Here is a 25,184-nt window from a genome sequence, read left to right on the forward strand (position 1 = left end):
GTCTGTCTGTCTGTCTGTCTGTCTGTCTGTCTGTCTGTCTGTCTGTCTGTCTGTCTGTCTGTCTGTCTGTCTGTCTGTCTGTCTGTCAATTATATCCCTGTTCACGCTTTTTGTAACCCCCTTCTTCCCGGTTTTCGTTACATTTTTATAGTCCGGCGGATACTCGGAATCCGCTTTGCTGTTTCCTCGTAATCTTACGCAGCTTTTGTAAAGTTATTCTGCATACAGCTTCACCAGCTCTGTCACAATATCCACAGACTTTTCCATTCCCTCGGCTGTGATGTGCTCATAAGGACCGTGGAAACCGTGTCCGCCCGTCCCAAGATTCGGGCACGGCAGCCCCTTAAAGCTCAGCTGTGCTCCATCTGTGCCTCCGCGAATCGGAAGAATCTGAGCCGGAACCCCCGCTCTTTCGCAGGCGGCCTTCGCCCGGTCAATCAGATGCATATGTTCTTCAATGATCTCCAGCATATTTCGGTACTGCTGGGTGATCGTGAGCTCCACTGTCCCTGCTCCCCATTTCTCGTTCATGATTTTTTCGATGTGGCGAAGGGTCTTCTGACGTGCCGCAAAGGAAACCGTATCGTGGTCACGCACAATGTACTGGAGTTTTGCCTCGCCCACCTCACCGCTCATGCTCAGCAGATGGTAAAACCCTTCATATTCTTCGGTATCCCGCGGTGTCTCGCAACCAGGCAGCATGGCGTTGATCTCCATAGCAACCAGACTGGCATTGACCATCGTATCCTTGCTGGATCCCGGGTGAACATTTACCCCTTTTACCAGAAAGTCCGCCGCACATGCGTTGAAATTTTCATACTGAATCTCTCCCTCTGTGTCGCCGTCCAGTGTGTAGGCAAACTCTGCACCGAATTTTTTTACATCGAAGCGTGCCGCTCCCATTCCGATTTCTTCATCCGGAGTAAATGCGATGGAAATCGGTCCGTGCGGGATATTCTCATCCCTGAGCCGCTCAATCAGCGTCATGATCTCAGCGATCCCCGCCTTGTCATCCGCCCCGAGAATGGTCGTCCCATCGCTGGTAATCAGTGTACGTCCCTTGAGCAGCGGCAGTTCCTTGAAAACATCTGTACGGATCGTGCGCCCGCTTTCCCCAAGAACCAAATCCTTTCCGTCATAATTTTCCGTCACGACCGGCACGATCGCATGGCTGCAAAAATCCGACACCGTATCCATATGTGCAATAAATCCGATACTCTGCCTGTCCTCATACCCTTCCGTGGCCGGGATGTGTCCGTAAAGATAACACTGCTCATCGACCACCGCATCTTCCACTCCCAGTTCTTTCAGTTCTGCTGCCAGCATGCGTGCAAGTTCAAACTGGCACTTGGATGACGGCACCGTGTCGCTTTCCTCATCACTCGGAGTGCGCACCACCACGTAACGTAATAATCTTTCATAAGCTTTCATTATATTATTCTCCCTGATTTTCTTTTTATTTTTCTCTGTAACCAGCAGAAACTGATGCCGGTTCTGGCATTCACTATTACCTTCCTAAGTATACCATGGAAAGAATGGTTTATCCATAATGAAACGAGGTTTTCATCCGTCATGCATAGCGGATAAAAACCTCCTCTCAACACCCTGTAATTTTCACTTCTATAGGTAATGCAGACACTCCTGAATCTGCTTCGCCGTCTGATTGTGAACCTTCCATGCTATATCTGAAGCAGCACCGCTGAAAATGCCGGCAGAGAAAATACTAGCTTTCCGTCCACCACGCGATAGCACGCACTGTCCTCCGGTGTCTCTCCACTGAAGCGCTGCCAGTCACTGTTCAGCAGTATCTCCACATCCTTCGGTTTTGCACCCGGAATCTCCAGGATATAATCCTCCTGCATCTCCGCACCCAGATTAAACAGTGCCGCCAGCCGCTCTTTTTCCGTTTTTCTCTCTATCGCGTAGATGCACCGCTGCTCCTGATGGCAGTCCAGCCACTGAAAGCCCTGCTCTTCATAGTCCTCTGCCCACAGTGCCGGATGCGCCAGATAAATCCGGTTCAGCTCCGACATATAATGATAGAAAGAATCGTGTATCGGATATCCCAGAAGCTCCCAGTCCTGCTCACGCTTCTCATCCCACTCCCGCAGCTGACCGATTTCATTTCCCATAAAGTTCAGCTTCTTGCCCGGATGCACCATCATGTACAGATACAGTGCTCTCCCCTGTGGGAATTTTTGTTCATACAGCCCGTTCATTTTCTGTAGGATGGTCGCCTTGCCGTGCACCACCTCGTCGTGTGAGAATGGCAGCAGGTACTTCTCATTCCGGAAATACATCATGGAAAACGTCAGTTTATGGTAGTTCGCGGACCGGTACTCCGGATCCATCTGGAAGTACTCCAGCGTGTCGTGCATCCAGCCCATGTCCCATTTATAATCAAAGCCCAGCCCGCCCTGCTCCACAGGCTTCGTCACGTCCGGGTAGCTGGTGGAATCCTCCGCCATGAGGATGCAGTTTGGATTCTGCTGTTTTAGTCCGCTGTTCATGAATTTCAGAAAATCCACACCATTTCCGTTCACGCCGCGGCTCTCCTCGCCGTTCCAGAAAATGATCCGGCTGATGGCATCCATACGCAGGCCATCAAAATGATACTCCTTCAGCCAGTAATTTGCCGCCGACTGCAGAAAGCTTCGGACTTCGCCGCGGGAATGCATGAAATTGCAGCTTCCCCACTCGCTCACGCCCACATCATTGCTAGGATACTCATATAAAAAACTTCCGTCATACCGTGCAAGCGAGTAATCATCCACTGCAAAATGCACCGGAACAAAATCCAGTACCGCACCGATTCCCGCCTGGTGAAGCCGGTCGATCAGTTCCATAAGCTGGGCGCCCGTTCCATACCTGCTGGTTGGTGCAAAAAATCCGGTGTTCTGATATCCCCAGCTCTCATCGCAGGGATGTTCGCTCAGGGGCATAAATTCCACATAGTTGTAACCACTTTCTTTTAAGTGAGCTATCAGCGGCTCCGCAATCTCATCGTAGCGGTACCAGGGTCTTGCCGGGTCTGTCTTTCTGTGCCAGGACCCCATGTGAAGTTCATAGATATTCAGCGGCGTATTCTCGCAGGTCGTTCTCTGCCGCATCCATTTCGCATCCTGAAATGTATATTTCGACAGGCTGCTGACAATCGAGCGGTGTGCCGGACGCAGTTCCATCTCGAATCCATAGGGATCACAGTGGTCCGTGTAAGTGCCATCCTTCTGGTAGATACGAAATTCATAGGTTGTCCCCTCCCCGCAGCCGGGCACCGTCACTTCATAAAAGTTACCGTCATAGGCGCGGTTCATGGGGATTTCTATCTCCTTCTCCCCATAGCGCAGGCACACCCCCGCCGCAGCCGGCGCAAAGGTGCGGAAGGTCACTCCGCCGTCAGTTGCATGGGACCCCAGAAATTCATATGCATCAAATCCTTTGCCTGTATAAAAGCCATACATATCCATAGTGTTTTTCTCCTTTTTTTCTCATCAAAAATTGTGTAACTTTAATTGACTATCATCTATTATCTTCTTATAATTAGTATAACAAGTTTTTAACATGATTAAAATTCTCTGTTTTTGTTATTTGTCAATTAATGGACATTTAGTGGAAATTGGCCAGAAAGTGGGGTTCTATGGATCTGAGAGAAAAGAAAACAAAACGAAATATCACCAACGCATTTCTGCAGCTGCGTGCGCAGAAACCGCTGGAGCGGATTACCATCAAGGAACTGGCCGGGCTGGCGGAGATCAGCAAAGCCACTTTCTATCTGCACTACCATGACATTTATGACTTGTCCGATACTCTGGAGAAGGAAATCATTCAGGACATTCTGGACGGGCTCCCTCACGCGGACTCCGTCCTGTCCGATACCTCCCAGTTTTTCAGGGAACTGATCATCGCCTTCCACGCGCAGCAGCATTTGATCGAGATTCTTTTTTCGGGTTCCCGCGCCAATATTCTTCCCTATAATATTGAACAGGGCATTCGGCAGCACATCTTTCAGCGCAATCCCGATCTGCGGGATGATGCCGCATTTAACACCCGGCTGACTTATCAGATTCTGGGATGTTATTATGCATATACAGAAAACCGGCATCTGTTCGGCGAAAAGCAGGTATTGGACGCGCTGGACCAGATCATGCAGACAATGATGGTCTCGCCCACCACTTAGTGTTCTTCACACTTGAAGTGGGGGACTTCCTTGATGAGGTTAAAAAATCCAGAAATGAATGTCCTGCGACTTCATTTCTGGATTTTTTACTACAGCTCCTGGAACAGCCCCTTGAGTGTGGGATAAATCTTACGGAATTTTTGATATTTTTCCTCATACTTTTTCACCAGTTCTGCTTCTGGCTCCACCGTATCGACCACCTTCACGAGTTTCCCGGCCGCCTCCGCGACGGACGCATACTCCCCGCAGCCCACTGCCGCCAGAATTGCACCGCCGAAGCCCGGGCCCTCCTCGCTCTCGATCACATCCACCTTCAGGTTCATGACATTGGCAATGATCTTCTTCCAGCGCGGGCTCTTCGCTCCACCGCCGCAGATCTTCGTCCGCTCGATCTGGATGCCGAGACTTCGCGCCACCTCCAGCGAATCGCGGAGTCCGAACGCCACTCCCTCCAGCACAGCCTGTGTCATGTCTGCACGCGTCGTGTCCATGGTCATGCCGACAAAGGTCGCTCTCGCTTTCGGATCATTGTGCGGGGAACGCTCCCCCATCAGGTACGGAAGATAGTACACATTATTTTCTCCCAGTTTTGTGATGTGTGCCTGCTCCTTGGCATAGTCCTTTGTCCGAAGGATCTCATCCATCCACCACTTGTTGCAGGACGCCGCGCTGAGCATACATCCCATCAGATGGTACGCGCCGTCTGCATGGGCGAAGGAGTGAAGCGCATTGTGCTTATCTACCCCGAAGTTCCTGCTGGAAATGAAGATTGTACCTGATGTTCCCAGGGAAATGTTGCACATCCCGTCGCCCACCGTTCCGGTTCCGACTGCCGCCGCCGCGTTGTCGCCCGCCCCGGCGATCACCTTCACCTCTGCAGAAAGTCCAAGCGTATCTGCCACCTCCGGCTTCAGCGTTCCGACCACCTCATAGCTCTCGTAAAGTGTTGGCAGCTGATTTTCCGTCACACCGCAGATTTCCATCATTTCCTTAGACCAGCAGCGGTTTTCCACATCCATGAGCAGCATGCCGGATGCATCCGAATAATCGCTGCAGAACACGCCGGACAGCTTATATGCCAAATAATCCTTGGGCAGCATGATTTTTGTGATCTTCGCAAAATTTTCCGGCTCATTTTCCTTCATCCACAGAAGCTTTGGTGCTGTAAAGCCCGCAAACGCGATATTTGCCGTATACTGAGACAGTTTCTCCTTTCCGATTACTTCATTGAGATACGCCGTCTCCTTTCCAGTTCGTCCGTCGTTCCACAGAATTGCCGGGCGAATGACATGATCCTGTTCATCCAGTGCAACAAGACCATGCATCTGTCCACCGAAGCTGATACCGGCCACCTGCGATCTGTCGCAATTCGCCGTCAGCTCCCGGATCCCCTCCACAGCATTCACATACCAGTCCTCCGGATTCTGCTCCGACCAGCCCGGATGTGGGAAACTGAGCGGATATTCCTTCGAAACAATATTTTCAATTTTACCAGCTCCGTCCATCAGCAGTAATTTCACCGCGGACGTACCTAAATCAACTCCGATATATAACATAAATTACCTCCTTTTCGTGTCAATTGTCAATTGGGGACACAGCAATGGTCAATTGGGGACATAGCAATGGTCAATTGGGGACGTAGCAAAGTTGCAACTTTGCTACGTCCCCAATTGCACTTTTGCTCTGTCCCTTTTTATGCAAACGGATTCTCTGTCGGGTACAGCATGTCTTTTGGCTGGTTAAAACCGATCTCTTCTACCGGCACTCCGATGTATTTGAATACTTCGTACAGTGTTTTACCCCAGTGACCGAACGCCACAGCACCGTGATGCGGATAGTTCTTCTCAATCAGCACGTGGCGGTAGAATCTGCCCATCTCCGGGATTGCGAACACACCGATGGACCCGAAGGATCTGGTTGCCACCGGAAGTACTTCTCCCTGTGCCACATATGCTCTGAGCTTGCAGTCTGCGGTGCTCTGCAGTCTGAAGAATGTGATGTCTCCCGGCATGATGTCACCCTCGAGTGTTCCATTCGTCACCTCGATCGGAAGACTTCTCGCCATGATCTTCTGGTACTTCATCTCACAGAAGGACAGCTTTCCGGCTGCGGTATTTCCGCAGTGGAATCCCATAAATGTATCTTTGTGTGTATATGGGAATTTGCCGCTGATGTCCTCGTCGTACATATCCTTCGGCACGGAGTTGTTGATATCGAGCAGTGTCACCGTATCCTGGCTGACTACGGTTCCGATAAACTCGCTCAGTGCTCCGTAGATGTCTACCTCGCAGGATACCGGAATGCCCTGTGCAGTCAGCCTGCTGTTCACGTAACACGGAACGAATCCGAACTGGGTCTGGAATGCCGGCCAGCATTTTCCTGCAATTGCCACGTACTTGCGGTATCCTTTGTGATCGTTGACCCAGTCTTTCAAGGTCAGCTCATACTGCGCCAGCTTAGAAAGGATCTCCGGTTTCTTGTTGCCTGCACCGAGTTCTGCCTCCATCTCTGCCACTATGGATGGGATTCGCTTGTCTCCCGCATGCCTGTTAAATGCTTCGAACAGATCCAGCTCTGAGTTTTCCTCAATCTCAACCCCCAGATCATATAATGGCTTAATCGGTGCATTGCACGCAAGGAAATTCAGCGGACGTGGGCCAAACCCAATAATCTTCAGTTCGCTGAGCGCGATGACGGCTCTTGCCACCGGCGCGAACTCCGCGATCATGTCAGCACATTCTTCCGCTGTGCCGACCGGATATTCCGGAATGTATGCTTTGATGTTGCGAAGCTTCAGGTTATAGCTTGCGTTGAGCATCCCGCAGTAAGCGTCTCCGCGGCCGTCCAGCAGACTGTTTCCCGACTCCTCGGCTGCGGCAACGAACATCTTCGGTCCGTCGAAATGTTTAGCGAGCAGTGTCTCGGCAATCTCCGGTCCAAAGTTCCCAAGATATACGGCAAGCGCGTTACATCCGGCCTTCTTGATATCCTCCAGTGCCTGTACCATGTGAATCTCACTCTCCACGATGCAGATCGGACATTCGTAAATGTCGATATTGCTGTATTTCTCTCTGCAGGCCTTCATCAGCGCCTCTCTTCTCGACACGGACAGACTCTCCGGAAAACAATCCCGGCTGACCGCAACAACTCCGATTTTTACTTCTGGCATATTCATTATTTTTCCTCCTATAATGGTGTTATATTACCCTCGGCTTCTCTAACGCCGTGTAATAAAGCACATGAATTAAAATTGACTCTTTTACATTTCCGTTTTATTATAGCAAAGAACATATTCAATTGTGTTCAATATCTTCCTGACTTCTGTCGTTTTTTTACGGAAGTATCTCCGGTTACACAGACAGTAAAGCGGACGGTTACACCGTAAGATTCTCCCCTGTCAGCCCGTGAAATGCTCCCTCAATTCCCGCATCCGGATGCGCGATGAGCCATTTGTTCTTCGCCGTCATCAGGCAGTCATCGTCCGCGCCCTGCAGGGTGAAATCCAGTTCCAGATTTGTCCCCTTCGGCAGGATGACCACGCATTTAAATCCGGTCTCCGCTGCGCTGCACGGTGCATAGTGGAGAGTGGTTGCATAGACCTCGATCGCCGTTCCCGCCGGAACCCGGAATGCCTCCACAGCAGAAGTATCATAAGTGTGATCCTCCCGGATGTCCTGCTGTAATCCGAGCAGCAGAATCAGGTCCGTCACCGCCACATTGATTTCTGAAGAACGGTGATACTCCAGCGCATTCAGCGCATGATTGTCACCGTTACAGTACCCGATCTCGATGGGCAGTCCGCCGTAACCTCTGTTCTGGAACTCTTTTGCGACCGGCAGTGCTTCTAATTCCTCCACACCTGGAACATAGATGACATCCTCAGGGAGCGGTGTATGCTCCATCTCTTTGATGAGCCGCGTGCAGTCGTACCCTTTCAGCACTCTTCCATATTTTCCGAACGCGGTATCTGTTACATTTTGAATCTTCATTCTGAAAACCTCCTTTTGCGATATGTCGCACCCTCACGTCATTTTCCATGTCTCTACTATAGCAGTCTTCCTTATTTTTATCGACCGAAAACTTGACTTCTCAATGTCACTTTCTTGTCTTTTATTTATCCCGGACAGCAAAGTGGAGCACACGCCAGAGGGGCGGAAAAGATCCCTCTCTTCCGCCCCTCCGTATTTTTATTTCACACATCTCCTATTTTGCACATCTCCTATTTTCCACGCCCACTATTTTGCACGTTTCTTGGAAACAACATCGAAGATGACAGCCGCAAGAAGTACACAGCCCTTTACTACCTTCTGCCAGTTGGCATCCACACCCATGATGGACATACCAAGGTTGATAACGCCCATCAGTGTTGCACCGATGATAACGCCCGGAACCGTACCGGTTCCGCCGTATGCAGAAGCTCCACCGATGAAGCAGGAGCCGATGGCATCCATCTCGTAGTTGGTACCCGCCGTCGGGTTCGCTGAATTTAGTCTGGCGATAGTGATCATCGCTGCAACTGCCGCCAGCATTCCCATGTTGGCATAAGCGAGGAAATATACCTTGTTCGTATTAATACCGGATAACTCTGCCGCCTTCTCGTTGCCGCCCACCGCGTAGAAGTGACGTCCGATGGTTGTCTTCGAGGTGATATATGCATAAATCATAATGATCAGTGCAAGCCAGATCAATACAGTCGGAATACCTTTATACTGTGCAAGTCTCCACATGAATACCATGATAACCGCACTGATTACCACGCAGCGTCCGACAAACCCGCCCATCGGTTTCAGAGCATAGCCTTTTTTTGCCTTTGCGGCTCTTCCCGCAAAGGATGCAGCAAGGAATCCCACTGTGGCAATGAGACCAACCACGATACAGGTAATGTTAATGCTGTTCCCGTGGAATACATCTACAATATAGCTGTTGAACAGTGCCAGATATGACGCCGGCATCGGCGCAAGGGTCAGACCGTTCAGTACCACGTTGGAAAGACCACGGAAAATAAGCATTCCGGCCAGAGTTGTGATGAATGGAGGAATACGTACATAGGCGATCCAGAAGCCCTGCCATACACCGATGACAATTCCCACCAGGAGCATGACGACCATTGCCATTCCCGGGTTCCATCCCTTATTTACCATCAGCTGTCCACCGATTGCTCCCACAAAGCAGACAACCGAACCAACGCTAAGGTCGATGTTACCACCAGTCAGAATACAAAGCAGCATACCGGTTGCAAGCACGAACACGTATGCGTTCTGTGCAATCAGGTTATTGACATTCTGCGGAAGAATCATATTTCCGCCCGTTCTCCATGTAAAAAACAGTGTGATGAGAATCAGAGCGATGACCATCGTGTATTTTTTAAAAAATGCTGACATATTTGTTTTATCCATTGTCTACTCTCCTTTTCCTGATTTCAAAATATATGACATGATCTTTTCCTGTGTCGCCTCTTCTGCCATCAGTTCTCCCGCGATCTTCCCCTCATTCATAATGTAGATGCGGTCGGACATTCCCAGAACCTCTGGAAGCTCAGAAGAAATCATAATCACAGATTTCCCTTCCGCCACCAGATCATTGATGATACAGTAGATCTCGTACTTTGCACCGACATCGATACCACGGGTCGGCTCGTCAAGAATCAGGATATCCGGCTCCGCGAACATCCATTCCGACAAAAGAACCTTCTGCTGATTTCCTCCGCTCAGGTTCCCCACGTTCTGCTCCACTGTCGGACATTTTGTTTTCAGCTTCTTCCGGTACTCCTCTGCGACAGCGTACTCCTTGTCATGGTCGATCACGTGATGTTTGCTGACGCCCTTCAGGTTCGCAAGTGTGTTGTTTATTTTTATCGGGTTGGAAAGAATCAGTCCGTTGCCCTTTCTGTCCTCTGTCACATACGCGATCTTATGGTCGATTGCCTCCCGCACATTATGTAAATGAATCTCTTTTCCGTCCTTGAACAGATGCCCTGAAATACTCGTCCCGTAGCTCTTACCGAAAATGCTCATGGCAAGTTCTGTTCTTCCGGCACCCATCAGTCCCGAGATTCCCAGCACCTCACCCTTGCGCACGTTGATGGCCACATTGTCCACCACCTTGCGGTCCGTGTAAACAGGATGATATACCGTCCAATCCTTCACCTCCAGTGCCACTTCGCCGATGTTCTTATTCTCGCGCTCCGGGAACCGGTCTGTCAGATCTCTTCCTACCATGCCCTGAATGATGCGGTCCTCTGAGACATCGTCCACCGCTTTGTCCAGCGTCTCGATCGTCGCTCCGTCACGGATTACGGTAATCTTATCTGCAACATATGCGATCTCATTTAATTTGTGTGAGATAATGATCGAGGTCATTCCCTGCTGTTTGAACGCCAGAAGCAGATCGAGCAGGGCCTTTGAATCCGCCTCGTTCAGTGAGGAGGTCGGCTCATCGAGAATCAGGAGTTTGGCGTGCTTGGCAAGTGCCTTCGCGATCTCCACAAGCTGCTGCTTGCCGACTCCGATATCCTTGATCAGTGTCTGGGAAGATTCTGCCAGACCGACCTGCTTCAGATATTTGTCAGCCTCATCGTAAGTCTTATTCCAGTCGATTGCCATCGGACTTCCCTGTTCATTTCCAAGGTACATATTCTCGCCGATGGTCATATATGGTACCAGAGCCAGCTCCTGGTGGATGATTACGATTCCTTTCCCCTCGCTGTCTTTGATTTTTCCGAATTTACATACTTCCCCTTTGTAGATAATGTCCCCCTCGTAGGATCCATGTGGATAGATTCCGCTGAGAACATTCATCAATGTGGATTTTCCGGCGCCGTTTTCTCCTACAAGTGCATGGATCTCTCCCGCTTCCACCTGCAGATTGACATTGTCAAGCGCCTTTACTCCCGGGAATGTCTTGGTTATATTTTTCATCTCTAATAGTATATCCGCCAACTATATCCCTCCCTTTCCGATACTTCTAACTTAATGCAGGCGGGAATTCACCCGCCTGTCAGTCATTTTTTCTATCTGTTGCTATTATTTCAGATCATCCTCTGCATAGTAACCGGAGTCAATTAAGATTTCTTTGTAGTTGTCTTTTGTAACTACGACTGGCTCACACAGGTATGAAGGAATGATGCCTGTACCATTGTCATAAGTCTCATTGTCGTTTGTCTCAGCTTTTCCGCCGCCCATGAGTGCATCTACCATAGCTACTGTCTGTTTTGCAAGATCACGTGTATCTTTGAAGATGTCCATAGACTGCTTGTCTGCGATCAGGTTCTTTGTGTTTGCAACGTCACAGTCCTGACCTGTGATTACCGGCCATTCGCCATTGTAGTTTGCTTCCAGTGAGTTTTCAACACCAAGTGATGTAGAATCGTTTGAGCAGAGTACTGCGTCAAGTTTCTTGTCTGCATAGTTTGAAGCGATGATGGCATCCATTCTTGCCTGTGCCTTCTCTGTTGCCCAGTCTGCTGTTGCTACTTCTGCGAAGTCGACCTGTCCGGACTGTACTACTAATTTTCCATCATCCACGTATGGTTTCAGAACGTCCATTGCGCCATTGTAGAAGAATTTTGCATTGTTGTCACCAGGATCGCCTGTGAAGATCTCGATGTTGAATGGGCCTGCTGCGTTTTTCAAATCAAGTTTTTCTTCTAAGTATTCGCCCTGTTTTGTACCTACCATGTAGTTGTCAAATGTAGCGTAGTATGAAACTGCGTCAGAGTTCATGATCAGACGGTCATAAGCGATTACCTGGATTCCTGCGTCCTTTGCTGCCTGGAGTGGAGTTCCGAGTGACTCACCGTCGATAGAAGCGATAACCAGTGCTTCGCATCCACCGGAAATCATGTTCTCGATCTGGGATACCTGTGTTGCAACTTCGTTGCTTGCGTACTGAAGGTCTACTTCATAGCCAGCTGCCTCCAGCTCTTTTTTCATGTTCTCGCCGTCCTGATTCCAGCGCTGCAGATCCTTTGTCGGCATTGCCACACCGATCTTTCCGGTTCCAGCCTCTGTCTTCTTCGCTGTGTCTGCTGTTGAGCCGCCGCTTGATGCAGCCTTGTCTCCGCTGGTACATGCAGCCAATGAGAACATCATTGCCGCTGCAAGTCCGATTGCCACTAATTTTTGAAATCTTCTTTTCATAAAAAAACCCTCCTGTATAGTGTATTTTGCAATCGCTTTCGCAATTACTTGTTGAAACTACTATATCACGAGGGTAACAGGACATGTTTGTCATGTCCCGCACAATTTTATGAGGATTCTTTCATCCTGTTTTTTATTAGCACATTTTTGTTTTTTTGTCATATCAAAAGAATGCTACTCCACATTCAGATATACCTCATCGCGGAGATGAAAGCCCGAGTCGACGATCACCTCGTCCATATTTTCCCGGGTCACCGCAATCGGATCCAGGCCATAATACGGTATCTCCGCCACCTGATTATCCCTGGTATCCTTCACGGACTTGATCGTCCCTTTGTCCGCCAGCTGCACCGCGAACTCTGCCGCCATCCTCGCAAGTTCTCCGATGGGCTTGAAACCGGTCATGGCCTGGGTTCCCTCCACAATCCTCTGGCAGGCCTCCAAGTCCGCATCCTGACCGGTCACGACTACTTTCCCCGCCAGCTGCTGCTCGCTGAGCACCTGAATGGCAAAACCGGCCAGCCCGTCATTTCCGCACATCAAGCCGTCGATCTGGTCCGTCTGGCTCAAAGCCTCCCGCATGGCCTGCGTTCCATATTCCGAAGTCCATGCCTCCACGTGCGTCTTATACACTACCTTCAGATTGCTGTCAGCGATCGCCGTCTCGAATCCGTGCGCCAGCCACATGCAGTTGGTGTCCATCTCCGGTCCGCAGATCATCACCACATTGCCGCCCTCCGGCAGCTTCTCCACCATGATCCGGCCCATCTCTTCTCCCACCTTCTCACTGTCGACCGTGATGTACAAATCGGTTTTCGCATTCTGGATCATGCGGTCATAGGAAATCACTTCGATTCCATGATTTCTCGCATTCTCCACTTCCTCTCCCAGTTCATAGCAGTCCACCGGAATCACCACGATCACATCCACCTTGTCCTGCACGAACCGGTTGATCTGTTCCTTCTGCTTCTCCACATCCCCGTTGGCGTTCTGCACATTCACCTCTGCCCCCATCTTCTGGGCTGTGGCAACGAACACATCGCGGTCCTTCAGCCACCGCTCCAGCACAAAGGTGTCAAAGGTGATCCCGATCTGTGTCTTTTGAAGTGCTGACTCCGCGGTGGTCTTCTCCTGCGGCTCGGTCTTGGCACAGCCCGCAGCAAACACAAAAACAGCACTGAGCAGTACGCAGAGCATGCGCACACGTTTCTTACTCATAATTTATTTCCTCCCTGAACTCAGAGGGGGTCTTCCCCACACTCTTTTTAAACAGCCTGCTGAAATAATTCGGATCGCTGTAGCCCACCTCGACGCAGATGGATTTGATGCTGTTCTCCGGATTCATCAGCAGCTTCTTCGCCTCCTCGATTCTTGTTTTCGTCACATACTCTATGTAGTTGCCCCCGGTCTCCTCCTTGAACAATTTGCTGAAATAGTAGGGGCTGATGTTGACCTCCCGCGAGATTTCATCCAGAGACAATTCACTCGCATAATGCTCTGTGATATATTCTTTCGCTTTCTCCACGATACTTGTATTTTTTTCTTTCTGCTTGCTCTTGACGTTGCTGCACGCCCGGAGCATCTTCGTCATGAACCACGTCATGAGACTCTCATAGGAATCGCACTCCAGCACCTCCTCCAGGAATCCGTCCCGGCCACGGAACTTGTACACCATCCCGCCATGCCGGTATGCCTGCTCCTCTGCACGCAGCACAAACTCCACGGCCTTGAGCCTTACATTGTTGTCCAGCTCCGGCGTATTCTGCTCCATCCACACCACGAACTTCTCACACTGTACTCTCAGCACATCCGCATTGCCCTTCCCGAGCGATTCGAAAATAAGCTCCTCCACTTCCAGCGGATACTCCGTCTCATAGCTGCATCCGGCCGGAATATCCCGGATATGGGTCACCTTTCCGATACTCTGGCGCACTGCCGCCACTGCCTCCCGGTAGGATTCGCCGATCTTTGTCATGGGCTTGAGCGAACCGATCCCCATCTTGAACTTCAGGCTGATCCGCTGTTCCAGTTTCCGGATCATTCCTCTGGCCGTCTCAATGACCTTCACGCGGTCATCATATTCCAGCACCGTCTGCTCCGTGGGCACACAGATCATCACCTTGTTCGACATGGGTGCCCCGATGACGCAGTCCAGAAACTCCTTCACGATCTCGCGAAATTCCTGATAATACTTCTGCATCTTCACGTTGGAGCCCACCGGTTTCGTCATGCTGCCCTCTCTCCGGTCATCGCCGAACTCGACCACGATCATGTAGCCATGCTTTCCCTGAATATCCAGCAGATTCTCGTATCCGGTCTCCTCAAAGCACCCCTCATCCTGCAGGATCACGTTGTAGATAAATCCGTTCTCGATCATGGGGATTACTGTCTCCAGCTTCTCCCGCACCTCCAGCTCCTGGCTTTTCTTTTTCTTGTGCTCCTCCACCACATTCATTGCACGGCGCAGCACCTCCACCACCTTATCCCGGCTGATGGGTTTTGTCAGAAACTCCAGCACCCCCAGGTCGATGGATTCTTTGGCATAACAAAATTTGTCGTACGCCGTAAGCACAATGAACTGCATGTTCGGATTCTCCCGTTTCATCTCCTTCATAGCTTCGATCCCGTTGATCCCCGGCATCTGAATATCCATGAACGCCACGTCCGGGCGGACACTCTGGGTGAGCTCGATCGCCTCGCGCCCGCTCTTTGCCTCCGACACCCGGCACTCCTCCCCGAACGCTTTGTTCATAATAAACCGCAGCGACTGCCGCACGATTCCCTCATCATCACATACCAGTACTTTGATCATCTGCGCTGCTCTCCTCCTTTTGTTCTGTCTGTGTGGCGGGAATAAATATCTTCACCGTTGTCCCCACGCCATCTGTTCCTTTTTCTATTGTAAATACTTTCTCTCTCCCAAAGGAGCGCTTCAGGCGACTGATCACATTGCTGAGTCCGATGCCGCCCTCCGGGCTGTCCGACTGTGCCTGCTGCGCCTCCGCTCTGCTCGTCATGAGCATCTCAATGGTCTCGTCTGCAATTCCGGCTCCATTGTCGCTCACCTCCACGCAGACATCGCCCTCCTGTGCATACACGGACAGAAGGATTCTTCCATCGCCCTCCATTCCCCGGATGCCATGGTTTACCGCGTTCTCCACGATGGGCTGCAGAATCATGCCCGGCATGGTGACCTGAACCAGCTTTTCATTCACTCTCTTCTCGAAATGAATGTCGCCCGCGAACCGCACATTCAGAATATAGATGTAGCTGTCCACCAGCTCCAGTTCTTCGGCCAGTGTGGTCTCCTGTCCAGTCTTTCGCACATTATAACGGAAAAAGTCCGCCATATTCTCAATGAAAATGCAGGTTTTCTCCGCCCCCTCCATCATGGCAAGCTGTGCCCCCGCATTCAGCGTGTTGAACAGGAAATGAGGGTTGATCTGGGACTGGAGATAGCGCAGCTGTGCCTCATTTAAGTCGTTCTTCATGCTCAGTTCATTTTCAATGTGCTCCGCCTCCCTCTGATAATTTTCCATAATACGGGCGATAAAGTCCCGGATGCTGTCCATCATCTTGTTGCAGGCTTTTGCCACAATGGCGACCTCATCGCCGGTCTCCACAATAGGAAATCCTACGTCTATGCTCCCGCACGCGATTTCATTGGCCGATTTTGCAAGCTCCTCCAGCGGTTTCGTGATGCTCCGGGTGATGAACGTCATCCAGAGTATGGCCACCGTCATCGCGGCTGTCAGCAGAACGAGCGCGCTGACCATTAGTGAATTGAGGCTCCCACGGAGCACCGTATACTTTTTTGAATTTTGCTGAAAGTTATCCGCATTCAGCGTATCGATCGATGACCGCAGATATTGGTAGAGCTTCTGGCTCTCTGCATACCCTTCTTTATATTTTGAGACATTTCGTCCCCGCTTCGCCTGCACCGCCCCATCCGTCTTGCCCAGGTAGGTATTCGATATATTATAGATATTCTTCTCCAGCAGGGCGCCCTGACTGCCGGTGATCTCCGTGTTGAACCCACTGTAGAGATCCTGATAGCTCTGCTCGTACACATAATATTGCTCCAGAGCGGCAGAGCTTTTCGTCTCCAGATACTGGTACAGAGACTGCTGCACCCCATCCAGACTCGCCATCAGCTTATTCAGTTCCAGATTGCTGCTGTACACGCCATCCACCTGGCCGATGGTCTGCCGCAGATTAAAATATACGATTCCGTTGACCAGGACCAGCAGGATGCACACTCCCAAAAAGGAGGCGCTCAGCTTGTATCGAAGAGACATGTTGTGAAATCTTCTTTTCAGTTTTCTCATAAGCTAGTCGCCCCCGTCTTTATTCTGTTCCAGATACGTTCCCACGTTGTCCTTTGTGATCATTTTGATCTCCACGGTCTCGTATTCGCTGACGTAACCCTTTAGCAGAAATTTATTCAGACTGGACACACAGGTCTCTCCCAGAGCAGCCGCATCCACATCCACCGAGGAGCGGATGGTTCCGTTCTGGATTCCCGACAGAACCTCCGGCGCCGAGTAATAACCGATCACTTCGATCTCTCCCGCCAGATTGTACTCGACGATCGTCTGGCTGCAGCTGATGGTATCCACACTGCTGAGGCAGACCACCACATCCGGTCTCGTGTTATGGTTGACCACAATATTACGAATCTGCTCCTGGGACTCAAAGTCTTCACTTTTATCCAGATCCAGGCTGGTCACCTGAACGGAGTTCAGTGAGCGTGATATGGTCTCCCGAATGCTGGAATAAATCAGCGTGACACCGGAGTCCTCATTGGAGGAATCCGTCAGGATCACCACCTTCGGTTCCCCTTCCGAATAATCCGTACTTCCGTTTTTTTTCTGCAGCGCATCCACCACCTGGTTTCCGTACATTTCTCCCAGCGCGTAGGTGTTGATCCCGACGAAGGTCTTTCGCTTGCTGTCCGCCACGTCGTGCATCATCGTCACCACCGTGATATTCTCCGCCTCCGCCCGGTCGATCAGCTCTTTCATCTCCGCGGACTGGTTTCCCTCCACGATGATCCCGTCCACTTTCGCTGCGATTGCCATCTCCATCAGATCTTCCGTGGAATAATCCTCCGACACCGCCGCCCCGAAATCCTCCACGTAAGCACCGGACTTTTCCCCTTCTTTTCTGGCTCCTTCATAAAGTGACTTCCAGAAATCATCATCCACACCCGAATGGATCATCACCAGATGATATTCATATTTCTTCCCGGTTCCCGACACTTCCGGGCTCTCCACGTGGAGTGTGATTCTAATGGCATATACCGCCATTCCGATTGCCAGAATCAGTATTCCCGCACAAACCAGAAGCATCGCCCTGATTTTTTTGCTTTTTCCACTCATCTTCCTCCAACCTCTCATCTGTTCTTCCTGTACTCACTGGGGAGCACCCCATAACGCCTGTAAAATGCCCCGGAAAAGGCCTTGCTGCTGGCAAAACCGTTGTCCGCGGCGATATCGCTGATGGTATGCTCCGTGTTCATCAGCTCCCGCATCCCATACTCCAGACGAATATTCTGCAGATACGTCTTATAATTGATCTTCGCATACTTCTGAAACATTCTGGACAGATATGTCGGTGAATAACCGAATATTTCTGCCAGACTCTCCAGCGACAGTTCTTCTCTGTAATTACTCCGCAGATACTCCGTAATCTGCGAAAGGCGGTTCAGACGCTTATTCTGCCTGACCGCCTCCGGGTTTACCTCGGTCTTGCGATACTTGCTGACCAGAAGGTACATAAGCTCAAAAAAGAGGCTCTGCACCTTAAAGTCATATCCTGTTTTTTGCTCCTCATAATTCTTATACAGCTGACCAAGCACACTCATGAACCGCTCATCCTGCTCCCGTGGACTATGGGAGAACAAAATGAACCGCTCATCTGTATAGTAATTTTCAAATGCCCCCAGCGGAATCTGCAGCACCAGGGTCCTGTTCGGCTCCGGTGCCAGAATCGAGTGTACCTCGTTGGTGTTGACCAGTATAAACTCGCCCTGCTGCAGCGGGCATTCCTTTTCATTTACCATAAATGTCAGCGTCCCCTCGAAGACTGCGAAAATCTCAATGGAACGATGCCAGTGCTTTTCCCGGATATAGCCGCCGTCCTTCCCCTCGAACAAGAACAGCTTGAAGGGTAGATTGTCATTGGGAATAATCAGTTCGTGTGTATACTCCATAGGTTCTTTATGCCTCCTGATTTTCTTATTGAGCGGACAGCCTGGATCCGCTTCGCTTAAAAGCAGTCTACGATAATCGTTCCGGGTCGAGATACATCTCCAGCGTCGCGTACAGAATCTTCGGATCAATGGGTTTCGAGAGATGTGCATTCATCCCCGCATTCTTTGATGCCTCACGGTCCTCCTTGAACGCGTTCGCCGTCATTGCGATGATCGGAATGCTCTGCGCATCCTCCCGCTGCAGCGCGCGTATGGCCTGTGCTGTCTCCAGCCCGTTCATCCGCGGCATCCGGATGTCCATCAGGATTACATCATACGTACCCGGGTCCGTATCCCAAAAGCGTTTCAGCCCCTCTGCCCCGTCGCGTGCCTCCTCCACGATCATTCCTTTGCGCTCCAGCAGGCGCCTTGCAATCTGAGCATTCATCGGATGATCCTCACAGAGCAGAACACGCCTGCCAGACAGCACCCCGGATTCTCCCGGTGCGCATACCGTCTGCTGTCTGGTCTGCACTTTTCCATTGCCGTTTTGCTCCCCCTCAGCACTGCTCTGCATCTGAGCAATGCGGCTCGTGACATACAGTTCGAATGTGGTTCCCTTCTCCGGAACGCTCACACAGTTCATGGTTCCTCCCATGAGCGTGATGATCTGTCTGGCGATGGCGAGCCCCAGCCCGGTTCCGCCACCGGTACGTCCCTCCTGTGCAAACGGCTCGTACATCTTTTCCTGAAATTCCTCACTCATCCCACAGCCGTTATCACTCACCCGGATGAAGTTCACCACCTGCTCCTCGTCCTTCCCGACTTCCATCACTTCCAGTCTGACCGTTCCTCCCGGTTCAGTAAACCGCACCGCATTGGACAGCAGATTCATCAGCACCTGGCTCATTCTCTGGCTGTCACAGTAAAACGGAGTCTCGGAATCATCCGCTTTGATCTCGAACTTCACGCCCTTCTTCTGCGCGATCTCCCGAATCATCGGCACCACTGCCACCAGCAAATTCTTCTGCGTGATCACATTCTCCCGCAGCTCCATCTGCTGCATCTCAATCTTGGACATATCCAGAACCTCATTGATCAGCGTGAGCAGATAACTCCCGGAGGAATGGATCTTGTCCATATAATCCCGAATCTGTTCCGGATCGGCAGACTCAAGAAGCTCTGGCGAAGAGAAACCGATAATGGCATTCATAGGCGTCCGCATGTCATGACTCATCCGGGAAAAAAATTCTGTCCGGGTGAAGTTTCTGCTCACCTTTTCGCTCAGCCCCTCAATCGACTCCACAAGGTCATCAATCTCGTCGATATTCAGGCGCTCCAGGCGCAGATCTGTCCCACCGTCCATCCCGCGCACCTTCTGGGACAGCTTATTAATCGGGCGGGTCAGTCTCCTGCTGATCAGCAGTACCGAAAGACATCCAAACAGCATGACCAGAGCGGACACGAGAATCAGTCTCTGCTTCACGATCGTATTGATTCCATAAAGAGCATTCTCCCGCACCAGCCCGATAACCGCAAACTTCTGCTTCTCATAAGGCGTGTTATGGTTATAGATCTGCAGATCGCTGACACTTCCTATAAACTTTACATCACCCTCCGTGTTCTCACACTCGATCATACCGCCTCCGCGGCTCTTCGCCTGAAATGTTGTCTTACCTCTGAAGCACTGCTGAAACTGTGCACCATTATAAGCCACAGTCTGATATGTCTCTGAGTCTTCCGTATACTGTGCCAGCACATAGCACCCGGCATTGTCACCGGATAAGGTGGCCGTCGGCATCAGCGTCTTCAGATAATCCGTAGTCAGCTCGATCCCCAGAACCCCATACGGATATCCCGCTTTATCCCGCAGGGGAATGGAATACGATACGACTGCCCGATCAGCCTGCATGAAGCTGTGAGGACCATCAAAGTATGCAAGATCATCTGTTTCCGCATCCGGATTCTCATAGGCCATCTGTATCGGCTTATAGTAATAGTCCCCCGGTGTCTCAGAATTAAACGTAAAGCGGGCATCCCACCACGCCTCCATAGAGCATCCCATATCTGCCACCAGGGAAGACGGGCTGCGCACCACCAGAAGATCCTCCCGGTCCGCATATTCCGATGTGGGCGAATAATCTCTGATACAGAGCCCGTACCGTTCCTGCTGCGTTCCGTCACGAAGCGGCTCATAATCTTTGGCATTATTCAGAATCAGAAAAACTCCCGTAACCTCATTTGACCGCAGCATATCGATCAGGGCACCCGATGCATCTGCCAATACCGCTCTCTGTAATTGTGCATCCTCATACAGATTCCTGCCGGATGCACCCGCCACATTGTCGTAAATATGTCCGATGTTATCGGATGCCCTGCCGAAATTGGCCCACTGTGTTGTAAACTTTGCCTCCAGTTCCTGCTCCTGGTTTATGACCCGTTCTGCAAGAATATCCTCTGCATTCTGGTTGATCGTGCCCGATACACCCCCGTAAAATGTCGCGCCGAAAAAAATAACGGACTGCAGCAGCATCAAAACAATCAGTGGAATAATAATTTTCCTGAACAATGAATGGGTACGTTTTCCTGTCATAGCTGTCATGGGGTGAACCTTGTCATTCTCCCCGCTCCTTCCTTCTCTCATGCCTCAAGTCATATTTTTATCATTCTGCCATGCTTTTCACCGAGGTACAAAGTGCATCAAACCACGTATCAAAATATGCATCCGAGCTGTAGGCGGCCGTCGCCTCTTCCCTGCTCACGCCCTGCCCGATTGCCTGAACGACCGCTTCCCTGTCCCTCGCGGCAGTGTCCTGCAGCGCGCTTTCAAGAAATGCTCTGATATCCTTACTCCCCTTGAACGGTGCCGTGGTATATGTTTCCTGATTTTGGTACACATCCACACTGATCAGAAGCGCATTCAGAATGTTCTGATCCTTCCGTGAATCACCGGTCCCCACAAAATTCTCTTTGATCAGCCCGGCATCGTTTGCCTCCTTTGTGACTGCGGAATAGCCCGAAGCCACCGAAAACTGCAGATTCCGTTTCGATTCTGTGAACCATTTCAGAAACTCTGCCGCTGCATACTGCTCCTTCTCGGAGCTTTTTATCACACAGTAATCCGCTCCCTGCTGTACGGAAATTTCTTTGCCCTTCGCGAATTTCAATGGTTTTTTCACTTCGATCTCAATGTCATGGCTGTTGTCATCCGCATCGGTCACCGCAGTCGGCAGATAACTGATTCCGGATGTCGATGCGATCATGGCAAGAATCATCCCTGTCTTCATGTCCTCGGAACGATGGCTCGCTGATGCCTGAAAGTATCCATTAATATAAGGAATATAATAATTGTCCCACAGCGTTTTCAGAGTCGTCCGGTCCAGATCTATCATCAGTTCCCCGTTTTCCACCCGGAACAGCTCATGTCCGAGCTGTGCGGCTCCGATATAGATATAGTTCGCCACAGAGTCCCATCCAAACAGAGCTTTTCCATCCTCCGCCACATCCGGCGTGAGGGAATCGCTCCATTCATAGTATTGCCCCGCCACATCCACCAGACGCTCCAGACTGTCTACACTGTCAATCGTAATTCCCGTTGCCGCCTCAAAGTCTGCCCAGCCCGTCTTGTTCACAGCAAAGCACTCCGTCGATTTTGAGACCGGAAACAGCAGCAGCTGCCCTTCCTTCACCATTCTTCCTTCCTCAATAAAACCGGGGACGTATTTCTCCAGCTCCTCCGCCGTAAAATAGTCTTCCAGATTCACCAGAAGATCCTTCTGTTCCAGGATGTACGCCGTCTCCGCGTAGATTGCCGCCATGGTCGGAAGATCCTGTGCTCCTATTTTCTCATCGGCTGCGTCGAGCAGCGAATCCGCCAGATTTTCGATACTGCCCTGACTGACGCTATCCACCGCAATCCCCTCGTCCATACCGACGGTACTGTTGAACTCCGAAACCAGTTCATCAAATGCGGTCAGCTGATCGCCGTTGTAATAATTCCAGATTCTGATCGTAGTCGGATCCTTCGGATCCAGCGGTGACTTCCCCTGCGTTTCTCCCGTCGACCCTGTTGTTTTCCCTGCACACGCCATACATCCGATCGTCAGAATCCCGGCCAGAACCGCTGCCACCAGTCTATTGTACTTCTTCATATGTTCCCCTCCTTGTATAATACCACCATATGTGATATTAAATTTTCGCTCCTAATGGGTTAATTTTACAACAATCCCCTCGCGATGTAAAGCAAATGTCCCACACGTAAGCAGAGCCTGGCCTTTCACAGAAACGGAGCAATCGAACATGGCTTGCTGTACACTCCTTATCTTGTGCATAAAAAATGAGGTATCGGATTTCTCTGATACCTCATTTTTTTATTTGGAAAGAATGCAGATTCTATTCCTGTGCTCCCTCTTTCACAACAACGGGTGCAGCGGCTGCCTCTGCCGCCTTCTTTTCCTCTGCCGCCTCATAAGCCATCTGATAAAACGTCTCCTGTGAATCCAGTTTCACATCTGAGAATTTCTGATCCTCATAGTCCCCTTTTGCATTGAGAAGTTTCCCCTTCTCATCGTCCCTGAGCATCGTCTTAAACATCGCATCTAATCTGTCCCGAAGCTTCTCATCCAGAATCGGTGCGGCAACCTCCACACGACGAACCGTATTTCTGGTCATAAAGTCTGCTGATGCGATATATACTTTCTCGCGTTCCTTTGTTCCAAACCGGTAGATTCGCGAATGTTCCAGAAATCTTCCAACGATGCTGACCACTTTGATGTTTTCCGTATATCCCTCTACTCCCGGAATCAGACAGCAGATTCCACGGACAACCATCTCGATTTTCACGCCTGCCTGAGATGCCTCGATCAATTTGTCTATGATTACCTTATCCGTCAGCGAATTAATCTTAATTCCCACATAGGAATCTTCACCGTTCTTCGCATGCGCAATCTCTTCGTCAATCATATCCAGAACTTTATTCTGCAGACATTTTGGTGCTACCAGAAGGATGTTGGTCTCTTCAATAAATTCGCCTCGAAGAAGACATGCAAACACTTCCGCTGCCTCTTTTCCAATCTCCATATTGGCTGTAATCAGAGACAGATCTGTATATAATGTAGAGGTTTTCTCATTATAATTTCCTGTACCCACCTGTGTAATATATGCGATTCCATTCTCTGTCTTTCTTGTAATCAGACATAATTTGGAATGCACTTTATAATTGCTCAGCCCATAGATCACATGGCAGCCTGCTTCTTCCAGCTTTCTGGAATATTCTATATTGCTCTCCTCATCAAAACGTGCCCGAAGTTCAACAAGAACCGTAACGTCTTTTCCGTTCTCTGCCGCTTCTACCATTGCATCTACTACCTGGCTCTTGTCTGCCAGACGGTACAGCGTCATCTTGATCGATACAACCGATTCATCCTTCGCCGCTTCATACAGCAGATTTGTAAACGATTTGATGTTTTCAAAAGGATAAGATAACAATACATCTTTCTTCGTTACCTGTTCAATCAGACTCCCCTTTTCGCTCAATTCCGGAGTCATTCTTGGTGATCGTTTCCGGAAGAATAATTCCTCCTGGTTTTTGCTCTTAAGATAATTCTGAATTGTAAATACAAAGGACATGTCAAGCGGTACATTGCATAAGAACACGTGCTCCTTATTGACATGAATATCCTTGCACAGCGCATCGATCAGCTTTTTATTCAGTTTTCTGGATAATTCCATACGCACCGGATTCATTCTTTTTCTCTGTTTGATCAGGTTCTCCATAGCGTCCCGGTAATCCAGATCCTCATCGTAGATCGTCTCTGTATCGATGTCCGCATTTCTTGTCACACGCAGAAGAGATTTTTCTCTGATGCTGAAATTTTTAAACAATTTCGGCAGGAAATGAAGTATGATTTCTTCAGAAAGCATGAAAGTTCCCGGTCTGGTCGGAATCTCAATCAGTCTTTTAAATACGGTATTGCTGCATGGTATAATCGCCGTCTTTGTCTTCCCGCCCTTTGTCGCAAGAAGTGCAACCGCATAAATTTCTTTATTTCTTAAAAACGGAAATGGCTGCTGTTTGCTGATAATGCTTGGAGACAGATAAGGTGCTATCTCCTGATCAAAATAGGTCTCCAGTAATTTTCCTTCTTCATCTGATAAACGGTGGAAATTAATCAGTCGGATACCTTTTGGTTCCAATTCTCCCATCAGCTGTTCATAAATTCTGCCCTTTTTCAGATCCAGTTCTCCGGTTGCCTTCACGATTGCCTTCACCTGTTCGGCGCTGGTCATATTGGTTTTATTATCCCGAATAATCTCCGATGATTCCATCTGGTCCATTAGCGTTCCGACTCTGACCATATAAAATTCATCCAGATTTGACTGATAAATAGAAGCAAAGGTCAGACGCTCCGCCAATGGTACTCTCGGATTTCCCGCTTCGTTCAGTACCCTCTCATTGAATTTCAGCCAGGATAATTCACGATTCATCATATGTGGCTGCCTAGCAAGCCCCTTTTTTTCACCGCTCTTTTTTTTATTTCCTTTTTTTGCCATTTCCGTACTTCCTTCCTCTCTTTTTATCATGTGTTTCAATCGATCAATGATCCATTGTAATATCCTATTCCATGCCATGCACCGCATCCTCCCCAAGTCATTCATTTCCACAGTGCCGTATCTG

The 25,184-nt window shown here is 50.0% G+C and carries 17 protein-coding genes; 1 reads left to right on the forward strand and 16 read right to left on the reverse strand.

Annotated elements, in window-relative coordinates; translation table 11 throughout:
* Nucleotides 1–213 precede the first annotated feature (213 nt).
* Nucleotides 214–1,431, reverse strand: a complete 1,218-nt coding sequence (gene pepT, locus BUB85_RS06790; protein ID WP_073107337.1) for a peptidase T — start codon at nucleotides 1,429–1,431, stop codon at nucleotides 214–216.
* 248 nt (nucleotides 1,432–1,679) lie between these two features.
* Nucleotides 1,680–3,467 (reverse strand): 1,4-alpha-glucan branching protein GlgB, encoded by a 1,788-nt coding sequence (gene glgB / locus BUB85_RS06795; RefSeq protein ID WP_073107340.1) that lies wholly within the window; start codon nucleotides 3,465–3,467, stop codon nucleotides 1,680–1,682.
* Nucleotides 3,468–3,637: 170 nt separating this feature from the next.
* Here glgB and BUB85_RS06800 point away from each other — a divergent pair, with 170 nt between their 5' ends.
* The gene (locus BUB85_RS06800; RefSeq protein ID WP_073107343.1) at nucleotides 3,638–4,177 is read left to right on the forward strand and encodes a TetR/AcrR family transcriptional regulator; all 540 of its coding nucleotides are present in this window, start codon (nucleotides 3,638–3,640) and stop codon (nucleotides 4,175–4,177) included.
* Nucleotides 4,178–4,266: 89 nt separating this feature from the next.
* On the opposite strand, the gene xylB is transcribed toward BUB85_RS06800, so the two are convergent.
* The 14 genes from xylB to ppk1 all read right to left on the reverse strand — a co-directional run bounded on the left by xylB (nucleotide 4,267) and on the right by ppk1 (nucleotide 25,060).
* Entirely contained in the window at nucleotides 4,267–5,733 is a 1,467-nt protein-coding gene (gene xylB, locus BUB85_RS06805; protein WP_073107346.1) for a xylulokinase, read from the reverse strand.
* A 137-nt stretch (nucleotides 5,734–5,870) separates the two neighbouring features.
* On the reverse strand, nucleotides 5,871–7,355 hold the full coding sequence (locus BUB85_RS06810; RefSeq protein WP_073107349.1) for an L-fucose/L-arabinose isomerase family protein: 1,485 nt from the start codon (nucleotides 7,353–7,355) through the stop codon (nucleotides 5,871–5,873).
* A 196-nt stretch (nucleotides 7,356–7,551) separates the two neighbouring features.
* Complete coding sequence (locus BUB85_RS06815; protein WP_073107352.1) at nucleotides 7,552–8,166, reverse strand: DUF4867 family protein; 615 nt, start codon at nucleotides 8,164–8,166, stop codon at nucleotides 7,552–7,554.
* A gap of 246 nt (nucleotides 8,167–8,412) precedes the next feature.
* On the reverse strand, nucleotides 8,413–9,573 hold the full coding sequence (mmsB, locus tag BUB85_RS06820; RefSeq protein WP_073107355.1) for a multiple monosaccharide ABC transporter permease: 1,161 nt from the start codon (nucleotides 9,571–9,573) through the stop codon (nucleotides 8,413–8,415).
* A 3-nt stretch (nucleotides 9,574–9,576) separates the two neighbouring features.
* Nucleotides 9,577–11,115, reverse strand: coding sequence for a multiple monosaccharide ABC transporter ATP-binding protein (gene mmsA / locus BUB85_RS06825; protein ID WP_073107358.1), 1,539 nt, complete (start codon nucleotides 11,113–11,115; stop codon nucleotides 9,577–9,579).
* A gap of 84 nt (nucleotides 11,116–11,199) precedes the next feature.
* Nucleotides 11,200–12,264, reverse strand: coding sequence for a multiple monosaccharide ABC transporter substrate-binding protein (gene chvE, locus BUB85_RS06830; protein WP_408607070.1), 1,065 nt, complete (start codon nucleotides 12,262–12,264; stop codon nucleotides 11,200–11,202).
* Nucleotides 12,265–12,489: 225 nt separating this feature from the next.
* Nucleotides 12,490–13,533: a sugar ABC transporter substrate-binding protein gene (locus tag BUB85_RS06835; RefSeq protein ID WP_073107367.1), complete on the reverse strand. Its 1,044-nt coding sequence runs from the start codon at nucleotides 13,531–13,533 to the stop codon at nucleotides 12,490–12,492.
* Entirely contained in the window at nucleotides 13,526–15,127 is a 1,602-nt protein-coding gene (locus BUB85_RS06840; protein ID WP_073107370.1) for a response regulator, read from the reverse strand. The genes BUB85_RS06835 and BUB85_RS06840 overlap by 8 nt, the downstream gene beginning before the upstream one ends.
* Nucleotides 15,105–16,643 carry a sensor histidine kinase gene (locus BUB85_RS06845; protein WP_073107373.1) on the reverse strand — a complete coding sequence of 513 codons (1,539 nt, stop codon included), beginning with the start codon at nucleotides 16,641–16,643 and terminating at the stop codon, nucleotides 15,105–15,107. The genes BUB85_RS06840 and BUB85_RS06845 overlap by 23 nt, the downstream gene beginning before the upstream one ends.
* A gap of 3 nt (nucleotides 16,644–16,646) precedes the next feature.
* Nucleotides 16,647–17,696, reverse strand: a complete 1,050-nt coding sequence (locus BUB85_RS06850) for a sugar ABC transporter substrate-binding protein (protein WP_159434622.1) — start codon at nucleotides 17,694–17,696, stop codon at nucleotides 16,647–16,649.
* A gap of 14 nt (nucleotides 17,697–17,710) precedes the next feature.
* Nucleotides 17,711–18,529, reverse strand: a complete 819-nt coding sequence (locus BUB85_RS06855) for an AraC family transcriptional regulator (RefSeq protein ID WP_073107377.1) — start codon at nucleotides 18,527–18,529, stop codon at nucleotides 17,711–17,713.
* Between the two features lie 67 nt (nucleotides 18,530–18,596).
* Nucleotides 18,597–21,152 carry an ATP-binding response regulator gene (locus BUB85_RS06860; RefSeq protein ID WP_084533939.1) on the reverse strand — a complete coding sequence of 852 codons (2,556 nt, stop codon included), beginning with the start codon at nucleotides 21,150–21,152 and terminating at the stop codon, nucleotides 18,597–18,599.
* Between the two features lie 19 nt (nucleotides 21,153–21,171).
* Nucleotides 21,172–22,659: an extracellular solute-binding protein gene (locus BUB85_RS06865; protein WP_073107383.1), complete on the reverse strand. Its 1,488-nt coding sequence runs from the start codon at nucleotides 22,657–22,659 to the stop codon at nucleotides 21,172–21,174.
* Nucleotides 22,660–22,900: 241 nt separating this feature from the next.
* Nucleotides 22,901–25,060 (reverse strand): polyphosphate kinase 1, encoded by a 2,160-nt coding sequence (ppk1, locus tag BUB85_RS06870; protein ID WP_073107520.1) that lies wholly within the window; start codon nucleotides 25,058–25,060, stop codon nucleotides 22,901–22,903.
* Between the last annotated feature and the right edge of the window lie 124 nt (nucleotides 25,061–25,184).

This window comes from Hespellia stercorisuis DSM 15480 (assembly GCF_900142165.1).
In the GTDB taxonomy this organism is placed as follows: domain Bacteria; phylum Bacillota; class Clostridia; order Lachnospirales; family Lachnospiraceae; genus Hespellia; species Hespellia stercorisuis.